At 37.0% G+C, this 23,252-nt stretch carries 19 protein-coding genes; 9 read left to right on the top strand and 10 right to left on the bottom strand.

The features are described from left to right. The 4 genes from ABS768_RS00005 to ABS768_RS00020 all read right to left on the bottom strand — a co-directional run. Positions 1-350 (bottom strand): PorP/SprF family type IX secretion system membrane protein (locus ABS768_RS00005; protein ID WP_408072762.1); only part of this gene is annotated, 350 nt, incomplete at its 3' end. An 87-nt stretch (positions 351-437) separates the two neighbouring features. After that, positions 438-6,605: a fibronectin type III domain-containing protein gene (locus tag ABS768_RS00010; RefSeq protein WP_408072763.1), complete on the bottom strand. Its 6,168-nt coding sequence runs from the start codon at positions 6,603-6,605 to the stop codon at positions 438-440. A gap of 515 nt (positions 6,606-7,120) precedes the next feature. Next, complete coding sequence (locus tag ABS768_RS00015; RefSeq protein ID WP_408072764.1) at positions 7,121-8,689, bottom strand: T9SS type A sorting domain-containing protein; 1,569 nt, start codon at positions 8,687-8,689, stop codon at positions 7,121-7,123. Positions 8,690-8,850: 161 nt separating this feature from the next. Beyond that, the gene (locus ABS768_RS00020) at positions 8,851-9,387 is read right to left on the bottom strand and encodes a hypothetical protein (protein ID WP_408072765.1); all 537 of its coding nucleotides are present in this window, start codon (positions 9,385-9,387) and stop codon (positions 8,851-8,853) included. A gap of 166 nt (positions 9,388-9,553) precedes the next feature. On the opposite strand from ABS768_RS00020, the gene ychF reads away from it, so the two are divergent. Then, complete coding sequence (gene ychF, locus ABS768_RS00025) at positions 9,554-10,648, top strand: redox-regulated ATPase YchF (RefSeq protein WP_408072766.1); 1,095 nt, start codon at positions 9,554-9,556, stop codon at positions 10,646-10,648. Between the two features lie 50 nt (positions 10,649-10,698). Here the strand turns inward: ychF and ABS768_RS00030 are convergent, their stop codons facing one another. Continuing rightward, the gene (locus tag ABS768_RS00030) at positions 10,699-11,241 is read right to left on the bottom strand and encodes an AAA family ATPase (RefSeq protein WP_408072767.1); all 543 of its coding nucleotides are present in this window, start codon (positions 11,239-11,241) and stop codon (positions 10,699-10,701) included. A gap of 48 nt (positions 11,242-11,289) precedes the next feature. Here ABS768_RS00030 and ABS768_RS00035 point away from each other — a divergent pair, with 48 nt between their 5' ends. From ABS768_RS00035 to ABS768_RS00070, 8 genes are all read left to right on the top strand, one after another. Beyond that, entirely contained in the window at positions 11,290-11,715 is a 426-nt protein-coding gene (locus ABS768_RS00035; protein WP_408072768.1) for an RNA-binding protein, read from the top strand. A gap of 14 nt (positions 11,716-11,729) precedes the next feature. Continuing rightward, a complete protein-coding gene (locus tag ABS768_RS00040; RefSeq protein WP_408072769.1) occupies positions 11,730-12,407 on the top strand; it encodes a hypothetical protein in 678 nt (225 codons plus the stop codon). A 75-nt stretch (positions 12,408-12,482) separates the two neighbouring features. Further along, positions 12,483-13,022: an NADPH-dependent FMN reductase gene (locus ABS768_RS00045; RefSeq protein WP_408072770.1), complete on the top strand. Its 540-nt coding sequence runs from the start codon at positions 12,483-12,485 to the stop codon at positions 13,020-13,022. Further along, on the top strand, positions 13,006-13,686 hold the full coding sequence (locus tag ABS768_RS00050; protein ID WP_408072771.1) for a TIGR02117 family protein: 681 nt from the start codon (positions 13,006-13,008) through the stop codon (positions 13,684-13,686). Before ABS768_RS00045 ends, ABS768_RS00050 begins: the two co-directional genes overlap by 17 nt. Before the next feature lie 104 nt (positions 13,687-13,790). Then, entirely contained in the window at positions 13,791-14,726 is a 936-nt protein-coding gene (locus tag ABS768_RS00055) for a transglutaminase domain-containing protein (RefSeq protein WP_408072772.1), read from the top strand. 28 nt (positions 14,727-14,754) lie between these two features. Next, positions 14,755-15,738, top strand: coding sequence for a transglutaminase domain-containing protein (locus ABS768_RS00060; RefSeq protein WP_408072773.1), 984 nt, complete (start codon positions 14,755-14,757; stop codon positions 15,736-15,738). Between the two features lie 116 nt (positions 15,739-15,854). Next, a complete protein-coding gene (locus tag ABS768_RS00065; RefSeq protein ID WP_408072774.1) occupies positions 15,855-17,708 on the top strand; it encodes a DNA topoisomerase IV subunit B in 1,854 nt (617 codons plus the stop codon). A gap of 49 nt (positions 17,709-17,757) precedes the next feature. Then, positions 17,758-20,406 (top strand): DNA gyrase/topoisomerase IV subunit A, encoded by a 2,649-nt coding sequence (locus ABS768_RS00070; RefSeq protein ID WP_408072775.1) that lies wholly within the window; start codon positions 17,758-17,760, stop codon positions 20,404-20,406. Between the two features lie 50 nt (positions 20,407-20,456). Here ABS768_RS00070 and ABS768_RS00075 read toward each other — a convergent pair whose 3' ends face one another. From ABS768_RS00075 to murQ, 5 genes are read right to left on the bottom strand one after another with little or no spacing between them, the layout of a single operon-like run. Continuing rightward, a complete protein-coding gene (locus ABS768_RS00075; protein WP_408072776.1) occupies positions 20,457-21,236 on the bottom strand; it encodes a TerC family protein in 780 nt (259 codons plus the stop codon). Positions 21,237-21,246: 10 nt separating this feature from the next. Beyond that, on the bottom strand, positions 21,247-21,618 hold the full coding sequence (locus ABS768_RS00080; RefSeq protein ID WP_408072777.1) for a DNA topoisomerase IV: 372 nt from the start codon (positions 21,616-21,618) through the stop codon (positions 21,247-21,249). Beyond that, positions 21,615-22,202 carry a DUF1572 family protein gene (locus ABS768_RS00085; protein WP_408072778.1) on the bottom strand — a complete coding sequence of 196 codons (588 nt, stop codon included), beginning with the start codon at positions 22,200-22,202 and terminating at the stop codon, positions 21,615-21,617. The genes ABS768_RS00080 and ABS768_RS00085 overlap by 4 nt, the downstream gene beginning before the upstream one ends. Further along, the gene (locus ABS768_RS00090) at positions 22,189-22,428 is read right to left on the bottom strand and encodes a DUF6095 family protein (RefSeq protein ID WP_408072779.1); all 240 of its coding nucleotides are present in this window, start codon (positions 22,426-22,428) and stop codon (positions 22,189-22,191) included. Before ABS768_RS00090 ends, ABS768_RS00085 begins: the two co-directional genes overlap by 14 nt. Then, positions 22,415-23,230 carry an N-acetylmuramic acid 6-phosphate etherase gene (gene murQ, locus ABS768_RS00095; RefSeq protein ID WP_408072780.1) on the bottom strand — a complete coding sequence of 272 codons (816 nt, stop codon included), beginning with the start codon at positions 23,228-23,230 and terminating at the stop codon, positions 22,415-22,417. The genes ABS768_RS00090 and murQ overlap by 14 nt, the downstream gene beginning before the upstream one ends. Positions 23,231-23,252 lie beyond the last annotated feature (22 nt).

Consider the following 23,252-nt stretch of genomic DNA (forward strand, 5'->3'; position numbering starts at 1 on the left):
CCTAAGGCTAAACGGTGCTCCCCGCCAAGGTTAAGGGTGTAGGAAAAGTCGGCATATACGTTGGTTTCTTTTACAGGACCTATCTCATCGTTGATTACCGATAGTCCCAATCCTACGTTCTTGCCCACAGGGCTGCTGCCCGAAAAGGTCGCCGTAGTTGGCGCATCCTCGATGTCAACCCACTGTTTACGGTATAAAAGCCCGAAGGATAAGTTCTCCTTCGATCCCGCATAGGCAGGGTTGATCACGTTCATGTTATACATGTACTGCGTGTAGTGCGGATCCTGCTGGGCAGAAACATCTGCCAGGCCGCACAGCGCAACAAGCGCCGCTAGGTATATTTTCTTCATGTGTGTGTTTTCTTTATCGTTAGGCAAAAGCAAGAGCCGGGGAACCCTGAAAAGGGTTCCGCAGCCTGTTTGCCTTTAAGTTTATTCTTAGTTCTCCTCTCTGTTAATGTAAACCCATCCGGTTTTACTATCACCGTTACCTAATTCGATAGAGTAATAGTAAGTACCTGTTGGTAGCTCATTACCTTTTTTGTCCTGGCCATACCATTCTTTGTTATAAGATCCCTGACTGTAAACTTCTTTACCGTATCGGTTAAAGATGCTTATTTTGGTAACTCCAAATCCGGTAAGATCAAACTCATCGTTCATTGTATCCCCATTTGGAGAGATACCTTTAGGAATCATACAGGCAACATTATCAACAGTAAGTTCAAATGATGATGAACAGATATCGCCTCCAACCGGCGTTACAGTTACGGTGTAAACACCAACTTCTGTAGCTGTAGCGGTTAAACCTGTACCTATAGTGGCACCACCCGCATCAGTCCAGTCAATATTAACTGTACTTTCTGTATAGTTTTCATCAAGAGCTACTTCAAGCATATAAATTCCGCCTTCACAACCCTGGTTAACACTAATAATAGGAGTAGGAACTATATCTACAACGAAACTTGTCTCATCTGTACAATCAGTATTAGGTATTTGAGCAAAAATGTAAACAGTTTGACTCGCAGATATTTCACTTCCGGCGGCAAGTATATCACCTGTTCCGTTAGGACCTGTGTAGTAGTTATTATTAGCACTTAGTGTAGGAAGGACAAAAGCATCGCACTCTGCAACATCTACCATTACATCTGCAACCGGCATAGGGTATATTGTAACAGTAACAGCTTCAGTAGCTGAACAACCACTATTATCTACAAGAACTTCATAAATTCCTGATTCTGTAGCTATAATGCTTGAACCAGTATCTGCAAGAGGTCCTCCGTCTAATGTCCATGTGTAAGTTACATTATCAGTATCAGTAAAGTTGATAGGAGTTACTGTAAGTGTTACAGTTTCGCCTTCACATGCTTCAAGATCACCATCAATTGTAAATTGTGGCGGAATGTTTGAAATAATCAAATCAAATGAGAACACATAGAAACATTCACCTCCGTTTTCCTGAATTCTTACATAAATTGTCTGATCAGTATCTGTTTCATACATTTCCGGAAGGTTATCATCATCTCCAAGGTTAGCAGCTTCTTCTGACGTATAGAATGTTACGGTAAAGTTTTCCGGGTTTGTAAGTCCTGCAATTATATCTGCAACACCATCCATTAAATTAAACGTAGCTGGTCCATCTGTAGAACAAACTGTTAAATCAGTAGTTTCGCCATTAAGAATTTCTTCAGCCAAACGAAGAGTAAAGCTGGTTTCTCTAACGAACTCTTCTCCGTTACAAGTGGTGTACGTAGCACGTGCAGTCATTACAATTGGTTCTTCAGTCACACACACAGTAATATCTGTTTCATTGCTTAAGAAAGCAGTATCCTGCAACCATTCGAAAACTACGTTTGAATCGCCATTAGGAGTAAACCTCCAAGCTTCCTCAGTTGCAGTCCATGAACCTGTATTTCTATCATCCGGTACAAATGCTTCGGTACCAGTTGCATTTTGAAGCCCAAGTACACCCGCACCATTTTGCCAAGATGTACATGGTACCCTGTTACCAACATAAACTTCTATTATATTAGAAATTTCGTAAAGTACAATTTGAGTTGTTTGTGCGCCAATATCAGGGTTATTGTTACAAGCACCACTAAACTGAGCCACTTCAGAGAAGTTAACTACAAGTGCACGACAAGGATAAGTACCTAGTACCTGATAGTTAATATCAGGGTTTGCTACATCATTATCCTGGTTAGGATCGATATCCTGATACACACCATAAATAGCGTTAAGGATAGGGAATCCTGTGTTTGGAATTGTTTGATTAAATGCCCACGGACAATACCCTTCAGCATCGGTTGTATCAAAAGAAACAACACCATTAGAACCAACAATTACTTCAGAATAAGTTTCTCCAAAGAAACAGAAATCAAACGGAAGATCTACTACCGGAGACCATACGTCATCTGTACCAACCGATACCGGAGTACCTCCCGTAAATGGGAATGGCGGAGCATATTCGATAGATTCTATTTCATAAGATGAAGTTTGTCCGGTTTGCAGATAGTTTGCAGATAGTGCTAAACACTCATCGTCACCAGGACAAACAATAATTTCACCATCAGGTACTATTATATCTAAGTTAGGGTCATATGCCTCAACATTAGCACATCCAGGCGGGTTGAATATTGAGAATACCGCCGGTCCAGACCATAAACTTAAATCATCTTCATCACAAATAGCTCTTACATAGTATTCATAGAATACACCTTCTTCAATATCAGTAATGTAGTTAGGATCATCAGTAACGATTACAGATGTGGTTGGCTCGTCACCAGGAGCACCGGATCCCATTTCCTGAATTACAACTTCCCATTGTGTTTCAGAACCAACAGGAGTCCATGAAAGATTGATAAACGGAGTTCCCTGCATACCTTCAGCTATAAGATCTATAGGTTGGGGACATGTAAGTATTTGTACAAGTACATTATCTACAGCAGCAGGAGGGTTTGAACCTGCACTACCGTCGTTTCTCCATTCGAAAACTACCCTAAGGGTTTGTCCTGCATATACTGAAGCATCAAATATATAAGTTTGATTTGTCCATTCACTACTTTGGTTAAAGTTACCACCAAACTGTTGTCCTGTACCATTAGGTATTAATGTGCCTGGAGTAGGGGTGTAGGTTACAGGAACTATCCATGCTTTAAGGTAGTCACAGCAGCTTTCTCCAAGAGCCATCCAGTCAAAAGAGAAAATTGCACCACCAACAACATCAGCAGGTATTGCGATGTCTCTGTAAGCGTGAACTACAGATGTTGAGTTGTTTGTATATGCATGAGATATACCACTATCGTTAGAGATGTACAACGAATTATCAGGGCTATTACTCACAGCACTGCCTACTACCCATTGGTTAGTAGCAGTACCATTGTTTAAAGTCCATTCTACAGTACCACTTTCAAAATCTTCGTCAAAAGTTACATCAGCTGGTATTTGTGTTGTATTAAATACAGCAGGACCTACCCAGAAGCTATAATCATCGGTACCACAGTTGCTTCTTACCCATACATAATATGTTGTAGAAGGAGTTAAACTTTCAAGATCAGCATTTGTAGGATCTACGTTACCTGTTGGTGTAGCATCAGGAGCAGGGCTCGCATTTGAAGTTGAAAGATAGTAATCATAACTATCCGGAGCTGTTGCCGGAGCATCCCATGCTATATCTGCAGAGTTTTCAGTAATATTAGAAACTACTAAGTTATCTGGAGCCGGACAAGTGATGACAGCAATATTAACGTTATCTACAGCAGCAGGAGGGTTTGTACCCACACTACCATCGTTTCTCCATTCAAAAACAACTCTTACAATTTGGTTTGTATAACCAGTAGCATCTATAACATAGTTTTCTGTTGTCCAGTCACTATTCATGTTAAGGTTACCTGTAATGTTTACACCATTACTGTTACCAGTAGTTGTTTGAGTTCCAGCAGTAGGGGTGTATGTTATAGGAGTAATCCATACTCTTAAATAATCACAACATGATTCACCTACCGCTTTCCAGTCAAATGAAACGCTTATTTCATCTACCGCTGTTGCCGGCATTTGTATATCCCTGTATGCCTGTACTACAGATGTACTGTTGTTTGTAAAAGCGTTAGAAACACCACCATCGTTAGTAATGTATAATGAGTTATCAGGACTACTGCTAGTAGCGGTACCTACTATCCATTGGTTAGTTTGTGTACCATTAGTTAATGTCCAGTTTACAGCACCTTCAAAATCATCATAGAAATTCAAATCAGCAGGGATTTGCGGTGTACTGAATGCTAAGGGGCCTACCCAGAAGCTAGTGTCACCAGCACCACAATTACTTCTTATCCAGAAGAAATATCCTGTAGAATCATCAAGAGGATCAAGGGTTACGTTTGGATCTGTAACGTTTCCTGTTGGTGTAGTAGCATCATCAGGAGCTGTGTTTGAGGTTGAAAGATAATAATCAAATGTAGGTGTTACAGATGTTGGACCTGTCCATGATACTGTAGCCTGATCTATTTGTAAATCATCTAATGTAAGGTCACTAGGAGCAGGACATGTTATTACCGAAAGGTTAACATTATCTACAGCAGCAGGAGGGTTTGTACCTATACTACCGTCATTTCTCCATTCAAATATTAAACGTACTACCTGTCCTGCATATGCAGAAGCATCTACCACATAGTTAGCCGTAATAAAGTTAGCGTTCATGTTTTGGTTTCCGCCAAACTGTTGTCCGCCACTGGCACCCGCTGTTATAAGTGTACCGGCTGTTGGAACAAAAGTAGCAGGAACTATCCATACCCTTAAGTAATCACAGCAGGATTCACCAACTGCTTTCCAGTCGTATGATAGTAATACCTGATCTACAGCTGCCGGCATTTGTATATCTCTATATGCATGCACTACAGATGTAGAGTTATTTGTAAATGCATTTGAAACACCACCATCGTTTGTTATATAAAGTGATTGTGTTCCGCCATTACTTGTTGCGTTACCAATTGTCCATTGGTTAGTGGCTGTACCATTACTTAAAGACCATCCTGAAACCGCTTCAAAATCGTCGGAGAAGTCCATAGCAGCAGGTACCTGTGTAGTCATAAACACATATGGCCCAGACCATGCACTAAAAGTACCATCACCACAATCGGCTCTTACATAATATTCGTAAGTAGTGGCTTCAGTAAAGGCAACTGCAGCTGTAGTAGCTGTAACATTATAGTCACTGTTATCAGTTATAGTAGTTCCTGCTCCGGCTGGTATACCAGCACCGGCATTTTGTACTACAATTTCCCAAGATGTAGCTCCGTTAGCATCCCATGAAAGATCAGCAGAATCATTATCAATGTTAGTAGCAGATAATGTTGTAGGCGGAGGACAGTTAACAATCTGTACAGTTAAAGTATATGGTGTAGACTGAGGGTTTGCCCATGTAGATATTACTATATAATAAGTAGTACCGGCCAGTACAGGTACTGTAGATAATGATATAGGAGTAGTAGCATTTCCTGTTGCTCCACCTATACATTCTACACCTATGTCGGCACAATCATCATAAACAAAAAGACCGGCAAAATTACCTAAGCCTGTTGCATCTATACTAATAGCTCCGTCTGCAGTAGCGGTATACGCATAAACTACATCGTCACCATTAAGATATTGATTTGTGGTACCACAACCTGAAGCACCCGGTGAACCACTATAGTCATCACCATAGTTAGATGTGTCATCTGTAGTGGAGTATGGTAATGCAGTAATATCTATAGGAGCACCACATGTTTCTCCTAAAGAAGCAGTACTAAAGTTTAACGGGCCTGCCCATTCACTTGTATTACCTGGTCCACAAACTGTTCTTACATAAAATTTATAATCAGTACCTTCTAATAGCCCTGGTGGCTGATATGGTAATGCCTGATCATAAATAACTCCTGTTCCTGTTGGTGCAGCAGCAGCTTCTACCACTTCAATTTCCCAAGTATCACTACCAGGGTCTGGAGTCCAGCTTAAATCGGCAGAATCGAGAGTAGGGTTAGTAGCTGTTAAAGCTGTAGGTGCTATACATTCTTCTACAACGCTAACGTTATCAACTAACCATCTGTCAGCAAAGTCACCTTCCATCACAAAAGCGATATACACATCTTCACCAGCCAAACCTGTAAGGTCTACAATTTTTTCAGTATATTCCTGTTGTACCGGATTTAAAACTAATTCAGTCCACTCTATAATTTCAGTATAAGCAGTTAAGTTAGCTGGATCAGCATCGGTCGAAACCATAATACGATATAATCCTCCATCGTCACCATTTACTGATAAGCGTGAAAAGAAACGAAGTTGTGGATTGTTAGGTAAAGTAAGTAAAGGTGTTATTAACCAATCCTGCGGAGTTTCATCGGTGTCGAGCACATTTTCCCGGTCAATAAAAGCGGCATAATCACCTGCGTAAGGAGGTAATATAGTGTTACCTAGTGTACTTTGTTGCCAGGATTGAACATTACCTGAACCATTATCCTCTATAGTCCAACCTGTCGGTGGCCATGTTTCAAATCCTTCGGTGCCACCAGGCAGCTGAGCATAATTGCTGTAGGAAATGAACATTAAGAGAATTAAAAATGTAATTTTTCTCATAGATTAATATTTAGTTTGTTAAAAGGGCTTTAAATTTATAAAAAATTAAGGTATAATTTGTGTTAATTATCACATTACTTAATTAAAGTGAATAAATACAACAAAAACACTGTTTAAAGTTATAATATTAATTTTTGTGTTTTAAATAACAAAAACTGTTAAAAAGTTTAAAATTCTATTTTTTTTAATATAAAATGCAAAAAATGAATATTCAATATTTATTTTGTATTTATCGGTACTTAATTTATGAATTTTTTAATATTTAGTGCTAAGCTAATTTTCTATATATCAGTTTGTAATTGTAATTTTAACAATCTGTAATATTTAAATATTATAGCTTTTCCTTATTTCGATAATCAATACAGCTTGTTTTGTCATTAATATGGAGGATAAGAGTCATTAAAAAATCCTAAAACGACATTTTGAAAATTATTACTGAATTTTTTTAATAAAAAATAAACCCCTTTAGATTCACAAATACATTCTAAAGGGGTTTTATATAGAGATTAGTAGTTTTAGTTTTTAATAAACTTTACAGGGTTATATCCTTCAATTTTTATAAAGTAAACTCCGCTGTTTAGTGATTGAATGGGGATACCTTCATTAGAAATTATGGAAACTTTTTTCACCTCCTGTCCTATGGTATTATATATGCTTAATTTACTACTGTTTTCTAAGTTTGTTATATATAAATAATCAGATGATGGATTAGGGTACAGGCTTATTTCTTTTAAGGTATTATCTTTTATGTCTAATTCAGTTGTGCCTAGTTTTGCCAAAAAAGAATTATATGCCGTACTATCATGTATAATATCATCAAAATAGTTTTTACCTAAACTCATTCCGGTAAGATACATGTTACCGTTGTCGTCTGTTATAATATTGTCAATACGGCTGTCTCCTTCGCCTGTAATGGTTTTTACTGTTAAAAGCTCTCCCTCCGAAGAATATTTTAGTACAAGGGCATCATAAGAGTTTCCTATTGGTTCGGTAGTAATTCCGTTACTCCAGTTTATTACCCACTTGGTTTTTCCGGTTATATAAACATTTCCCTGAGTGTCTGTATTAAGAAAGTTTCTCTTACCTAATATAACCTGACCAGTTGTTCCGGGTGCTTCCTGAACCCATTGAAATACTCCTTCGCTATTAAGTTTTGCTAAATAAAAATCACCAAATGCAGTACCTCCTTCAGTAGTTATGTCATCAAACATAAAACTCCCGAAAAGAAAAGAGCTTAGATATATCTCATTTTGATTATATGCTGCTATTTGTGGTTCAGGACAGGTGATATCCTCAATATATTTTACCCATTGATAATTTCCTTCAGAGTCGTATTTTACGGCATAAGTATTATAAGTAAAGTTATTTTCTACAGTTATCCCCGCAAAGGTTGCATTTGGATCGGCGCATGATCCTGCTGCATATATGTTCCCTGTGCTGTCTGTGCTTAAAGATGTTATTCTCCTAACGTCTTCCTGTGTTATGGTAAGTAATTCATCTCCACTTGATGTAAGTTTTGTTATAAATGAGTTGGCAAAGTTGTTATATCCTATGTATATGTTATTATTAGAATCGGTTATTATGGATCTGAAATCTGAAACTACGTCCCATGATTCTGCTCCTTCCATAACAGGCTCATACGACCATAAAACATCTCCCTCACTATTTAGCTTTATAAGTAATAATTTGGTTTGAAAAGCAACATCGCTAGTATAAGTGGTACTATTTATTGTTATGTTATCCTGAAAACCTAATGCAAGGAGTATGTTTCCCTGTGTATCGGTTTTCATATCAAAAATAGCTCCGGTGCCCGTAAAGGTTTTACTGAATATAATTTCGCCATTGCTGTTATATTTGTTGTAAAATAAGTTCCCCATAATTTCGGGCGAGCACGGAGTGGCGTTATCCATAAAACCAGCAGTATATATATTACCTGAATTGTCAATAGCATTAGTATATCCAATCATATCCGGGTTAAGACTAATATCAATGGGAGGGATATTAACCCAGCTAAAGCTTTCACTTTGGGCATCTGCGTTAAAGTAGATTAAAATGGAAAACAGTAAAGTAATTGTGGTTTTCATTGGTTTTTCTTTTCTCCAAAATTATGTAAACTAATAGGTTAGAGTAAAAAAAAGGATATATGTATAATGTTAATTAGAATTTTACATGTTTTATTGAGAATTTGAAAACCATAAAAAATCCCAACTCAGGTTGGGATTTACATTTGTATATAAAGGAGTTATTATTGAGTAATTCTAGAAAACCTCTCGGTTTTTACACTGTCATCATCATTGTTATAACTTTCAATAATAAAGTTTCCGTTATCGTCAAAATATCCTAATGATACTTTATGGTCTTTGGTTTGGTATATGTAAGTAGTTTTAGATGTTTTCCTGATTACGCCAAGTTCTTCATTTTCGGGGGAGTATACTTTAAATCCGCTATTATCTCTTATAAGTATATAGGTTTTTCCTTTAAGTTCGTAACGAATAGTCTCTCCTAATTCCTGGGTAGCTATTCCATCGCCCGATAGGGTTGTTGTTTCGGTAACTTTTACAGGTGTTTCCTTAACGTCTTTATTGAGAGTATTACGCCCTGTTTGTTTTACCTCTACATTTTGCCTGGCTTCTGTATGCTGTGTTTTTACCAGTTTTTTAGGTTCGCCTGTACCATCATCTACCGTTACAGTAGTAGTCTTGGTTTCTTTAGTAACGTTAGTGTTTTGAGCATAAACCGTGACCCCGAAAAAAAGCACTAATATTGTTATTAAATTTTTCATAATGTCTTTGGTTTTAAGGTTGTTACGTCAAAGTTAATGTCTCAATGTTAAATATATTTATATATAAACCTAAAGTATTGGTAAAAAACAATGTTTTTTAAAACAGTGGGCTACTGATTTTTTAATTTCAAAAACTTATATTTGCACCCTTAAAAATCACTTCATAATGAAAGCAGGTATTGTAGGATTGCCAAACGTCGGTAAATCAACTCTTTTCAATTGTTTATCAAATGCTAAAGCACAAAGTGCTAACTTCCCGTTTTGTACCATAGAGCCTAACGTAGGTGTGGTTAACGTACCAGACCCAAGGCTTTCTAAATTGGAAGAGCTTGTTAACCCTGAAAGGGTAATTCCTGCAACTGTAGAGATTGTTGATATTGCAGGCCTTGTAAAAGGTGCCAGTAAAGGTGAAGGTTTAGGGAACCAGTTTTTAGGAAACATTAGAGAGTGTAATGCTATTATACACGTACTAAGATGTTTTGATAACGATAACATTGTACACGTTGACGGTAATGTTAACCCTATTAGAGATAAAGAGACTATTGATATTGAACTTCAGCTTAAAGATCTTGAAACAATAGAAAAGCGTCTTGAAAAAGCCAGAAAAGCTGCTAAAACCGGTAATAAAGAAGCTCAGGCAGAAGTTGCTTTAATGGAGAGAATCAGGGAAGCACTTTTACAGGGTAAATCGGCCAGAACGGTACAGCCTCAAAATCAGGACGAAGAAGAGCTTATACAATTGTTCCAGCTTATTACTACTAAGCCTGTACTTTATGTTTGTAATGTAGACGAGGGCGCTGCTGCTACAGGTAATGAGTATGTAGAGAAAGTACGCGAACTTGTTAAAGATGAAAATGCAGAGGTTATGTTCCTTGCTGTAGGTACAGAGGCAGATATTACTGAGCTTGAGAGCTATGAAGAGCGCCAAATGTTCCTTGAAGATCTTGGCTTGAAAGAGCCGGGAGCAAGCGCATTAATCCGTTCGGCTTATAAGTTATTAAGTTTACAGACGTATTTTACAGCAGGTGTGAAAGAAGTTCGTGCATGGACTATTCAAATAGGTGATACTGCGCCACAGGCTGCAGGTGTTATCCATACTGATTTTGAAAAAGGGTTTATCCGTGCAGAAGTAATAGGTTATGATGATTATGTAGCTTACGGATCTGAGGCTAAAGTAAAAGAGGCCGGAAAACTTAGAGTAGAGGGTAAAGAATATATTGTTAAAGACGGAGATGTAATGCATTTCAGGTTTAATGTATAATAATTACTTAAAAGATAATAAAAAGCCCTGCTATATTATAGCAGGGCTTTTTATTGAATATTATCTAAATTATCTAATATAAACAAAGCTCTTTCTTTTGGGGTTGTTTTGGGGATTTTAATCACTTCATAGCCATAGTTTAAATAAGTTTCTTGCATTAAAAATGCAGTTCTCTTTGCTTCTGTCCAGTTTTGTTTCCTTTCACTATCTGTTGTATAGATTTCTTTCCACGGAGGTAACCAAAACACTTTTTTGTTATATCTGTAAGTTATTGAAGCTAAGTTTTCTTCAGGGGTAATTTCTTTATTTAAAACTTTAGAATAGCATACGGTGTCGGGTATACCTCTATCAAAAAATGTTATTGATTCTTTGTTAGCTTTTGTATAATCTTCAATGCTTTTTTGGAGCATTAATTGTTTGTATTTAAATGTATTTTTCCATGGTAGGGCATCACCGTTATTTTTAACCTGTTCCTGTATTATTGAACGTGCAGCTTCATCTATACAGTTATATCCATATTGTTTTAATTTTTCTATTAAGGTTGTTTTGCCACAACCGGGTCCCCCGGTTATGATATAAAGATTATTGATCATAGTTGTAGTCTTTTATTTATGTATATTTAGGGAAGTAAAATGATAAAGATGAAAAAAGCTTTTTATATATTGTTGTTATTCATATTGTCAGGATGCTTTATGGGTGGAACATGGGAGGATAATGATGACAATTGGGGAAGAATTTTTTATGAGGAAAAGCCAGATGATATAACTATAATTAATTCATGGTTTTGGCAATCTTCTCACTGGACTTATGAGTATTGTTTCTTTATAGAGATAGAGAATAATCCACAGTTAATTTCAAAGATAATAGAGAAAAACAATTTAGTCAAAATTAAAAAGAATGAAGTAGACAGTGATTTTTTATTCTTCTTTTTTGATAAGCCTGAATGGTTTATGCCAAAGGATATAAAAGCTTATGATGTTTGGAAAGTAAAAGGAGATTATGAAAATAAGAAGCTTTTTTTGGATAGGCAAGATGGTACAATGTTTTTAACAGATTTTTCGGTTTAAATACCTTGATAACTATGAAGATAAAAGTATTACTTTTTGGAGTTTTATTAATTCTTGTAAGCTGTAAAGAATCATCAATGATGGAAGAGTATGGCGTTCGGTTTTATTTTAAAGAACCGCAGCCTGTTAATGATTCTGATTTGAAATCGTTTCCGGCTAAATACAGGGGGATTTATGCCACTACAGATGACGTTAGGAAACTGTACATAGATGAAAAAGATATTTACTACAAGTACTTGCTTAATGGTGAAATTACAAAATCTGAATTAGAGACTTTAACCGATAGTGTTATTTATAAAAAAGGAAAGCTTACTGTAATTTCTCCGGATGAAAGTGTAGTTTATGATACTGAGGAAAAAGGGGATACTATATTCTTTCATAAGGAAATAAGAGATACTGTTTTCTCTTTGTCTGAAAAACACAAGGCTAAACGCTTTAAGGGACAGCTTGTGCTGAGCGAAAAAGATTCGGTGTTTTGGTTAGCAAGAATATTGTCAATTCATAAAGATACTTTGTATTGGAAATACTTTAAGGATAAAAGCGATTTTATGAAGCTCAAAGCCTTAGTTGATGATATACGAACTGATGAGGATACACTTAAAGTTTATCTTAATCCAAGTAGAAAAGAGTTCGCTAAAATTCTTTCGGTAGAACCTTCAGGTTACAATAAATATCCTAAAAAGAAAGGCTGATAATAGATTGTTAAACAACTATACTATTGTAGTATTTTTTGTAATTTTAGAAATCAACCTAAAATTTTAAACTCTATGAAAATAGTAGCTTTTGGCGGAAGCAGCAGTAAAAATTCAATAAATAAAAAACTGGCAACTTATGCAGCAGGTCTTTTTGAAGGTGGTGATGTAGAGGTGCTTGACTTAAATGATTACGAATTACCACTGTTTAGTGTAGATAGGGAAAAGGAGATTGGAAAACCGGAACTTGCCGGTAAGTTTTTAGAAAAACTTGAAAGTGCCGATGTTTTGGTTATTTCTGTTGCCGAACATAATGCAGGGATGACTGTTGCCTTTAAAAATATATACGACTGGGCTTCACGCCAAAAGAAGGAAGTGTTTGCTAATAAGCCATTATTATTAATGTCTACCTCGCCAGGTAAGTTTGGAGGTAAAAACTCGCTTGAAGCTGCTAAAATAAGCCTAAAATGGTATGGAGGTAATATAAAAGATACCTTCTCGCTGCCATCTTTCAATGAGAATTTTGATGTGGAAAACGGAACAATTTCCAATAAAGAGCTTGATAATGCGTTAAAAGACATTATACGCAATTTCGATTATGAACTTAATTCTTAAATGGTCCTTAAAGGTTTTTAAAAAGCTAATTGTAGGTCTGTTTTGTTTTGTGCTGGTGTACGTACTTGCTACACTTGTGTTGTCGTACATTACTGTAAATGCCAATGCTCAAAAAGGAGATATTGTTGTATATGTAAACTCTAACGGTGTGCATACAGATATTATAGTACCTGTAAAAAACGAAGTAAAGGATTGGACAGGACAAATACTGTATAGTGAAACAAAGGCTAACGATACTTTGGCTAAATATGTAGCTTTTGGCTGGGGTGATAAAGGGTTTTACCTTAACACGCCAAAGTGGAGTGATCTTAAAGCCAGTACAGCTTTTAACGCGGCTTTTTACATGGGTTCATCGGCTATGCATACAAGGTTTTATAAAACTGTAAGCCAGGATGATAACTGTATTAAGCTTACCATTAAAAGACAGGATTACGAAAAATTAGTTGATTATATTGAAAAAAGTTTTGAGTATGATGCAAGCGGAGAGGTAATTTGGATAGCCAACCGAAGCTACGGGCAGTATGATGCTTTTTATGAGGGTAATGGTAAATACAGCCTGTTTTATACCTGTAACACATGGACTAATAATGCTCTAAAAGCAGCAAACCAAAAAGCCTGTTTATGGACAACTTATGATAAAGCAATTTTAAATAAATATAAATGATACTTCTTATTTCGTGGGCTTTTGTTTAAATAAATAAGGAATGAAAACTTTAGGGTTTTTAGTATTAAAATAAGAGTATATCTTTGAGCCTTTAAAACATACCTATGAAAAAAATAGCATTACTCTTTTTACTACTTTCGGTAACCGTTTATTCACAAGATTTTTCAACTGTAGATGCTACTGTTGCTTCTTATCCTCATTCGTTTACCGATGTAAATCAATTGACTCAGCTTATAAAAAAAGATTTTATATCTGAAAATGATAAGGCAAGAGCTGTTTTTAGCTGGATAGCCCAAAATGTTAAGTTTGATGATGTACAGTCAGGAACAGCTGCGTTTACTTATAAAACTGAACAGGAAAGGGTTCAGAAAGAAAAAAAATATAAAGAAGAAATAGTAGCAAAGGCTTTAAAAAATAATAAGGCTACCAGCCGTGGTTATACAGAACTGTTTGAAAAACTTAGTAATGAGGTTGGGCTTGAATGCGTGTCTATAGTTGGTTTTCTTAAAGCTTCCCCTCAGGATATAGGGAAAAGCCCTGTAACGGTTAATCATTCCTGGAATGCAATTAAAATAAACGGGGAATGGAAGTTTGCAGATGCTACACTTGGAGCAGGTATTATGGTTGGCCCCGGGCAGTTTAAGGCTAACTTTAATGATGGCTATTTTTTTACAGAACCCGATAAATTCTTCCTTAATCATTACCCTAACGATGAAAAATGGTTATTAACCCAAAAAACTAAAGAAGAATTTATAAACCTGCCATTATATTACGGCGAATATATAAAAGCAGATTATGTAATTACCGAACCTTCTGCAGCTGTGGTTGCAATTCCTTCTAATGGAGAAATAGTTATTAAATTTAAGGATGCCGATCCATACATGGCTGTATATTATTTTACTGACGGAACCAATAAACTGGAATACATGGAAATTGATGCAAATACAATGACAGCCAAAGCTAAGGTGAATAAAGGTACAGACCATTATTTGAATATAGTTATTGATCAACAGTTTGTTGTGACTTATATTTTAAAATAACTGGCAGGATTATTGGTGGTTATGATACATGAAAAAAACGCATTTTAAGTCTGTTATAATCTTATTACTCTTCACGTTGTTTAGCGGTAAAATGACCGCACAGGATTTTACCAAGGTAGATGATGTAGTTAAAGGATACCCAAATAAATTTTCATCTTTAGATAAATTTGCTGAAAAGGTAAATGCTGATTTTACACGTGATGATGAAAAGGCACGTGCTATATTTACATGGATTGCTCTCAATGTGGAATACGATATTGGTAAATATGGTGTTAATGAACGTCCCGTAGGTTTTTCATACCGTACAGAAGCCGAAAAGCTGGCTAAATTGAAAGAAATGGATGAAAAACTGGCTATAACTACCTTAAAAAGCAAAAAAGCGGTGTGTCACGGTTATTCAGCGTTATTTAAGGTTGTTGCAAATAAAGTGGGGCTTGAAGCTGAAATAATACCAGGGACTTCAAAATCACACCCGTCACACGTGGGTGCAGGTCCGGGAGCGAGAGATCATGCCTGGAATGCTGTTAAAATAGAGGGTGAGTGGGAACTTCTCGATGTAACATGGGCTGCGGGTACGGCAACAGGTAATCCTTTGCGATTTGAATTCAGGTTTAACGATGCCTTCTTTTTTACCAATCCTGAGACTTTTTTTCTGAATCATTTTCCTGACGATAAAAAATGGTTGCTAACAAATAAAACCGAAAAAGAATTTGCTAATTTACCATTGTATTATGGCAATTATCTTTCGGGAGGGTATGAACTAATCACTCCAAAATACGGGACTTTTAAAGGGGTAAGAAACGGGGTTTTATCCTTTAAAATTAAAAATATCAGTCCGCAGGATACCGTTGCTTATACATTTAGTAAGGAACGTATTTTTAAAATGGTAAAACCTGTTTTTAAAGGTGATGTAGCCGAGTTTGAAGTAGAGTTCAATAACAACTCAATAGGTATTTTGACCTTGTATATTAACAGAAAATCGGTGCTTGCATACCGCATAAACAGGGGATAGGTCATAAAACATTAATAAACTCATAAAAGTTATCTGACTTTTAATAAGTTTCCCCTTTCGCGCTTTCTTTTTTTCTGCAGATATAATATATTAGCAGAAAATCCATAAATTTTACTATGCTGGAGCAGAATCAGTACACTGAAGATAACATCCGCTCGTTAGACTGGAAGGAACATATCCGTATGCGTCCGGGTATGTACATTGGTAAGCTGGGAGACGGCTCTTCGCCAGACGACGGTATTTATATTCTTTTAAAAGAGGTTATAGACAACTCTATTGATGAGTTTGTAATGGGAACCGGTAAGACCATTGAGGTTACCGTGAAGGATAAAACTGTGAGTGTTCGTGACTACGGGCGTGGTATTCCTTTAGGTAAGGTGGTAGATGTGGTTTCCAAAATGAATACCGGTGGTAAGTACGACTCTAAAGCATTTAAAAAATCAGTGGGTTTAAATGGTGTGGGTACCAAAGCGGTAAATGCACTTTCAAGCTATTTCAGGGTAGAGTCGGTTAGGGATAATCAAATCAAGGCTGCCGAGTTTTCTGCCGGAGAACTTACTGCTGAGGAAGAGCTTACAGAAACTTCCAAAAGGAAAGGTACTAAAGTCAGTTTTCTTGCAGATGATACCATTTTTAAAAACTACAAATACCGTAGTGAGTACATTATAAAAATGCTCAAAAATTATTGTTACCTGAATACAGGACTAACAATAATATTCAATGGTGAAAAATATTACTCTGAAGAAGGACTTAAAGATCTTCTTGGAGAAACAATACATGAGGATGACAGGATTTACCCTATAATTCATCTTAAGGATGAAGACATAGAAGTTGCCATTACTCACAGTAAAACCCAATACAGTGAAGAGTATTACTCTTTCGTTAACGGACAGAATACCACTCAGGGAGGTACCCATTTAGGGGCTTTCCGTGAGGCTATAGTGAGGACTGTAAAAGAGTTTTATAACAAAAACTTTGAAGCGGCAGATATAAGGAAATCTATTGTTAGTGCTATTAGCGTTAAGGTAGAGGAACCTGTATTTGAATCGCAGACAAAAACCAAGCTGGGTTCTACCGATATGGGGCCAAACCAGCCTACGGTACGTACTTTTGTAAACGATTTTATTAAAACCAAACTGGATAACTTTCTGCACCGTAATCCGGATGTGGCAGAAGCCCTGCTGAAAAAGATATTACAGGCAGAGCGTGAGCGTAAAGAACTTTCAGGTATACGTAAGCTGGCAAGGGACAGGGCGAAGAAAGCAAGTCTTCACAACAAGAAATTACGAGACTGTAGGGTACACTTAACCGATGCTAAAAATCCGCGAAGTCTGGAAAGTACACTTTTCATTACTGAGGGAGATTCGGCTTCAGGTTCTATTACCAAGTCAAGGGATGTTAATACACAGGCGGTTTTCAGTTTACGTGGTAAACCTTTAAACTCGTATGGCATGAGCAAGAAAATTGTTTATGAGAACGAAGAGTTTAACCTTTTACAGGCTGCGCTTGATATTGAGGAGGATATGGAGAACCTGCGTTACAACAACATTGTAATTGCAACCGATGCCGATGTTGACGGTATGCACATACGCCTGCTGTTAATTACCTTCTTTTTACAGTTTTTCCCTGAGCTGATAAAGGAGAACCATTTGTATATATTACAAACACCTTTATTCCGTGTAAGGAACAAAAAGGAAACCATATACTGCTACTCTGATGAGGAACGCCGTAATGCCATTGAGAAACTTAAAGGCAAGCCTGAAATAACCCGATTTAAAGGTTTGGGTGAGATTTCGCCCGATGAGTTCCAGCACTTCATTGGTCAGGATATACGTTTGGATCCTGTATTGATGGATAAAGCGACATCAGTAGAGACCCTATTGGAATTCTATATGGGTAAAAACACGCCGGACAGGCAGGAGTTTATTATCAATAACCTAAAGGTTGAACTTGATGTTGTTGATGAATAATCCCAATTCACATACATATTATTTCAAATTTTAATTTGGAAGTAAATACATGGACGAAGAAAACTTAGAGCCGTTAGAAGGCGAAAATTTTTACGAAAAGTCGGATAATCCGGAGTCACAGGATACCATTACCAAGGTAACGGGTATGTATAAAGACTGGTTTTTGGATTATGCTTCCTATGTTATCCTGGAGCGTGCCGTACCTGCCATTGAAGATGGTTTTAAACCGGTACAGCGCAGGATAATGCATTCCCTTAAAGAACTGGACGATGGCCGTTACAACAAGGTGGCTAACGTGGTAGGGCACACTATGCAGTATCACCCGCACGGAGATGCCAGTATAGGTGACGCCATGGTACAAATAGGACAGAAGGACCTGCTTATCGATACTCAGGGTAACTGGGGTAACATTCTTACAGGCGACGGAGCGGCTGCTCCCCGTTATATTGAGGCGCGACTTTCCAAGTTTGCGCTCGATGTATTGTATAGTCCTAAGATTACTACCTGGCAGTCGTCTTATGACGGACGTAAAAATGAACCGGTACACCTTCCGGTTAAGTTCCCGTTACTATTGGCTCAGGGTGCCGAGGGTATTGCGGTAGGTTTATCTACCAAAGTACTTCCGCATAACTTTCTTGAGCTTATAGATGCTTCGGTTAAGATATTAAAGAAAAAATCTTTTACACTTTATCCTGATTTCCCTACAGGAGGTGTGGCCGATATGTCTAACTACAACGATGGTATGAGGGGAGGTCGTGTAAGAGTACGTGCTAAAATTTCACAGCAGGATAAGAGTACGCTGGTTATTACACAAATACCTTTTACCACTAATACTACTTCGTTAATAGATAGTATACTTAAAGCTAACGAAAAAGGTAAAATAAAAATACGTAAGATTGAGGATAACACTGCGGCAGATGTTGAGATATTAATACATCTACCTAATGGTGTTTCGCCTGATAAGACTATCGACGCCCTTTATGCCTTTACGGCCTGCGAAACATCTATAGCACCACTTGGCTGTGTTATTCAGGATCAAAAACCGCTGTTTGTAGGGGTAAGCGATATGCTTAGAATGTCGACCGAAAGAACGGTGGAACTTTTAAGAAGTGAGCTGGAAATTGAACTTAACGAGCTTGAAGAGCAATGGCATTTCCAGTCGCTAGAGCGTATTTTTATTGAAAACAGGATTTACCGCCGTATTGAGGAAGAGGAAACATGGGAAGGCGTTATTAAGGCTATCGATGAAGGCTTAAAGCCTTTTACAAAACACCTTAGGCGTGCAGTAACCGAAGAGGATATTGTAAGACTTACCGAAATACGAATTAAACGTATCTCTAAGTTTGACATTGACAAAGCTCAGGAGAAAATAGAGTCTCTTGAAGGCGATATCGAAAAGGTTAAGCATAATTTAGAGCATATAATTGATTTTGCCATTGATTTCTTCCAGAACCTGAAAGAGAAATATGGTAAAGGCAGGGAACGTAAAACTGAGATTAGGAACTTTGATAATATTGAGGCAACTAAGGTTGTTTTACGCAATACCAAGCTTTATGTTAACCGCGAAGAAGGTTTTGTAGGTACCGGACTTAAAAAAGACGAGTATGTTGCCGATTGTTCTGATATTGACGATGTAATTGTATTTTTAAGGGATGGTAACATGATGGTAACAAAAGTAGATGTAAAAACCTTTGTGGGTAAAGACATTATTTATGTTGCCGTATTTACCAAAAACGATAAGCGTACAATTTACAACATGATTTACCGAGACGGTAAGTCGGGACCATCCTACGTAAAACGATTTAATGTAACCAGTATTACCAGAGATAAATTGTATGATTTGACTCAGGGGAATAAAGGTTCGCAAATAGTATACTTCTCGGGTAATCCAAACGGTGAAGCTGAAGTCGTTACTATACTGCTAAGACAGGTGGGAAGTATCAAGAAACTTAAATTTGATCTTGATTTTGCTTCGCTAGCCATAAAAGGGCGTGCTTCAAAGGGTAATAAAGTGACAAGATATCCTATTAAGCGTATTGAACTTAAAGAGAAAGGTATATCTACTTTAAAACCGAGAAGGATTTGGTTTGACGATACCGTGCAGCGTTTAAATGTTGACGGAAGGGGAGAGCTGCTTGGCGAATTCAAATCGAACGACAGGCTACTAATCATTAATCAGTCAGGCAAGGTGAAAACCATTATCCCTGATCTTTCCACACACTTTGAAGAGGGAATGATTGTACTGGAAAAATGGGTGCCTAAAAAGCCTATTTCTGCCATTTATTATGATGGAGAGAAAAGCCGTTACTATATAAAACGCTTTTTGGTTGAAAACGAGAACAGGGAAGAAATTTTTATAACAGAGCATCCTAACTCGCAACTTGAAATAGTTTCTACTGATTACAGACCAGTTGCCGAGATAATTTTCTCTAAGGTAAAAGGAGTACAGAAAGAAAATATGGAAGTAGACCTTGAAGGTTTTATTGCTGTAAAAGGTATAAAGGCACTGGGTAACCAGTTAACCACAGATAAAGTAAGACAAATTAATCTGTTAGAATCATTACCTTATGATGAACCGGAAGAAGAACCGGAACCGGAAGAAATGGAGGTGAAGGATGAAGTTGATTTAACAGAAGGAAATACAACAATAAGCCTTGATGATGACGGACAGATAACCTTATCATTAGATGATGAATAAAACAAAAAGTCCCGTTAAATTCGGGACTTTTTAGTTATATGTCTTTTATATTATTTAACTTCTTTTTTCCTCATTTTCATGTTTATGAACTCTACGCAAACAGAAAACGCAATAGCAAAGTATAAATAGCCTTTTGGGATTGCACCAACATATTGTCCTGCCAGTTGTGCATTAGATAAGTGCATACTTTCGGTTATCAGCATAAAACCTATGAGTATTAAAAATGCAAGCCCTAATATTTGAAGTGAAGGATTATTGTTTACAAACGTGCCAACAGGTACCGCAAACAACATCATGATGCCTACAGATATTACTACAGCAGTAATCATTATTATAAGAGCGCCTTCAACACCGTTTGTCATACCTACAGCCGTTAGGATAGAATCTACCGAGAAGATTATATCAATCATGAGTATTTGTAATATTATACCCGAGAAAGATTTTTTCCTACTATTAGTATTAAGCTCTGCTTCCTCTTCACCTTTGTGGTCTACTTTTTCATGAATTTCTTTTGTACTCTTGTATATAAGGAATAAACCTCCTACCAATAGCACTAAAGCCTGTCCCGTAATATCGGCGCTAAACCATCCCCAGTCAATAGGGAGGAGTACCATTTTCATGGCGATAAGCCATGTTACCCCAAACAACAGGGCAATACGCATAAACATTGCAAGGAAAAGACCAAGCCTTGTAGCTTTTTTACGTTCTTCTTCAGGTAGCTTACCGGTAACTATAGATATAAAGATAATGTTGTCTATACCCAATACGATTTCTAAAAACGTAAGAGTTAGTAATGCTACCCAGGTATTAGGATTTAAGAAAATTTCCATAACTGTGAAGTTAATCAATTTTTGTTACAGTACCCTTTTGTTTGTTGCTGTCTCCTACAAAAGAATATTCAAAAGTATATGAATCTCCTTTTGTGGTTAGTATTTTCATGTGTACAGCTTTTTTTTCCTGCATGTTTTTAGGATGGATTTTTTGTACAATATATTCGCAATCATTAATCCAGCGAATGGAAGCTGTATCGCTTTTACCCTCATAGGTATCTATTTCCAGATCTTCGGTTCTTTCAAAAATGGTGGTTTCTGTTTTACCGTCTATTACCTGTTCAAACTTAAACTTACCCGTTTTGAAATCAGTACAATTACGTTCCTGTTGGAAGCATGAAGCTAATAAAAGTATTGCAGGTAGTATTAGTAGTTTTTTCATTGGTTATTCTTTTTAATCTTATTGAGTTCGGTATCTAAAAAGCTTCTTTGTCCTTTTTCCTGTTCAAACTTCTGTTTATTATACTCCCCTGATTTGTTTTTGGGAATGGTAAGGCTGTCCCAAGGAGTGTTTTTAATCTGTTTTGCTAAGAATACTATTTGCCCAATATGGTAAGGGTAGTGGGAAAGCTGTCGGTTTATGGCTTCCATCACTGTATGTCCCTCATTTCTTATATAAATAATATCAGTCAAATTTTCGGGAGTAAGGCTATTTATTGTATTAAAGAAACAAGACCATCCTTCTTCCCATAACTTCATTAAACCTTCCTTATCAGTAACAGGCTGTTCAAATTCATCATCACGGTTTCTCCAGTCCTTTTCACCATCTGTAGTAAGGAAATCTGTCCATCTTGACATCATGTTTCCGTGTAAGTGTTTTACAATAACAGCTATGCTGTTTGAGTCATCATTAAAGGAATAAAAAAGCTGTTGTGGTTCCAGTTGTTCCATAGCTCTTTCGGCTACGTTTTTGTAGTACTCAAACTGTTTTTTTATACTGTGAAGATATTGTTTACTGATGCTCATTTTTATCTCCTTCAAAAAGGCTTTTTATTATGGTTTTTATTCCTAAAAGCATAAACACCATGGCGCTGATACAAATTATTATACCAACACCAAGTATAGGTACATAAAACGGATGTTCCTGATTTTTAAAGGAACTGTGTATAATTACAGGGCCTATAAAAAACATAGGTAATGCCCATCCTAAACGTGTTAAGCCTTTTACAAGTATTTTTTTATCTGTTGCCATAACTTTCTATCGCTTTCCTAACATTTTGATGCTCCTGTAAAAGCTTTGCTGCCTCTTCACGGGATACATTAAGTTCATCCATAATCATTCGTACACCTCTGTCTACAAGTTTGTGGTTACTTAGTTGCATGTCTACCATTTTGTTGCCTTTTACACGACCCAGCTGAATCATCACCGCTGTAGATATCATGTTTAGTACCAGTTTTTGTGCAGTACCTGCTTTCATGCGCGAGCTTCCGGTTACAAACTCTGGTCCCACAACCACTTCAATAGGGTATTTGGCAGTTTTAGCTAACGGACTGCCTTCGTTGCAGGTAATGCATCCGGTAAGGATATTATTCTCATTACATTTTTCAAGTCCGCCTATAACATATGGAGTAGTACCCGAAGCTGCTATGCCTATTACAGTATCTTTATCGTTTATGTTGTATTGAGAAAGATCTTTCCATGCCTGTTCTTTATCGTCTTCGGCAAATTCTACGGCTTTACGAATGGCAGTATCACCACCGGCAATAAGACCTATTACCAAATCAAAAGGAACGCCAAAGGTAGGAGGACATTCGGAAGCATCTACAATTCCCAATCTCCCACTGGTACCGGCACCTATATAAAATAACCGTCCGCCTTCTTTCATTCTTGGGATAATCTGCTCTATTAAGGCTTCAATTTGCGGTAGCGCCTTTTCAATAACAAGAGGTACGGTTTTATCTTCGTTGTTTATATTGTGAAGTAACTGTGAAACCGACATCTTTTCGAGGTGCTCGTATTTTGAACTTTGCTCTGTAGTTTTGGTAAACGACATGAATATATTGTGTTTTAGGGTA

Origin of the sequence: Flavobacterium rhizophilum (assembly GCF_046000485.1) — a bacterium.
GTDB classification, from domain to species: Bacteria; Bacteroidota; Bacteroidia; order Flavobacteriales; family Flavobacteriaceae; genus Flavobacterium; species Flavobacterium rhizophilum.

Excerpts from the sequence above, each read along its gene's own strand:
- ABS768_RS00010 (WP_408072763.1), bottom strand. The coding sequence starts at position 6,605 with ATGAGAAAAATTACATTTTTAATTCTCTTAATGTTCATTTCCTACAGC.
- ABS768_RS00015 (WP_408072764.1), bottom strand. The coding sequence starts at position 8,689 with ATGAAAACCACAATTACTTTACTGTTTTCCATTTTAATCTACTTTAAC.
- ABS768_RS00020 (WP_408072765.1), bottom strand. The coding sequence starts at position 9,387 with ATGAAAAATTTAATAACAATATTAGTGCTTTTTTTCGGGGTCACGGTT.
- ychF (WP_408072766.1), top strand. The coding sequence starts at position 9,554 with ATGAAAGCAGGTATTGTAGGATTGCCAAACGTCGGTAAATCAACTCTT.
- ABS768_RS00030 (WP_408072767.1), bottom strand. The coding sequence starts at position 11,241 with ATGATCAATAATCTTTATATCATAACCGGGGGACCCGGTTGTGGCAAA.
- ABS768_RS00035 (WP_408072768.1), top strand. The coding sequence starts at position 11,290 with ATGAAAAAAGCTTTTTATATATTGTTGTTATTCATATTGTCAGGATGC.
- ABS768_RS00040 (WP_408072769.1), top strand. The coding sequence starts at position 11,730 with ATGAAGATAAAAGTATTACTTTTTGGAGTTTTATTAATTCTTGTAAGC.
- ABS768_RS00045 (WP_408072770.1), top strand. The coding sequence starts at position 12,483 with ATGAAAATAGTAGCTTTTGGCGGAAGCAGCAGTAAAAATTCAATAAAT.
- ABS768_RS00050 (WP_408072771.1), top strand. The coding sequence starts at position 13,006 with ATGAACTTAATTCTTAAATGGTCCTTAAAGGTTTTTAAAAAGCTAATT.
- ABS768_RS00055 (WP_408072772.1), top strand. The coding sequence starts at position 13,791 with ATGAAAAAAATAGCATTACTCTTTTTACTACTTTCGGTAACCGTTTAT.
- ABS768_RS00060 (WP_408072773.1), top strand. The coding sequence starts at position 14,755 with ATGAAAAAAACGCATTTTAAGTCTGTTATAATCTTATTACTCTTCACG.
- ABS768_RS00065 (WP_408072774.1), top strand. The coding sequence starts at position 15,855 with ATGCTGGAGCAGAATCAGTACACTGAAGATAACATCCGCTCGTTAGAC.
- ABS768_RS00070 (WP_408072775.1), top strand. The coding sequence starts at position 17,758 with ATGGACGAAGAAAACTTAGAGCCGTTAGAAGGCGAAAATTTTTACGAA.
- ABS768_RS00075 (WP_408072776.1), bottom strand. The coding sequence starts at position 21,236 with ATGGAAATTTTCTTAAATCCTAATACCTGGGTAGCATTACTAACTCTT.
- ABS768_RS00080 (WP_408072777.1), bottom strand. The coding sequence starts at position 21,618 with ATGAAAAAACTACTAATACTACCTGCAATACTTTTATTAGCTTCATGC.
- ABS768_RS00085 (WP_408072778.1), bottom strand. The coding sequence starts at position 22,202 with ATGAGCATCAGTAAACAATATCTTCACAGTATAAAAAAACAGTTTGAG.
- ABS768_RS00090 (WP_408072779.1), bottom strand. The coding sequence starts at position 22,428 with ATGGCAACAGATAAAAAAATACTTGTAAAAGGCTTAACACGTTTAGGA.
- murQ (WP_408072780.1), bottom strand. The coding sequence starts at position 23,230 with ATGTCGTTTACCAAAACTACAGAGCAAAGTTCAAAATACGAGCACCTC.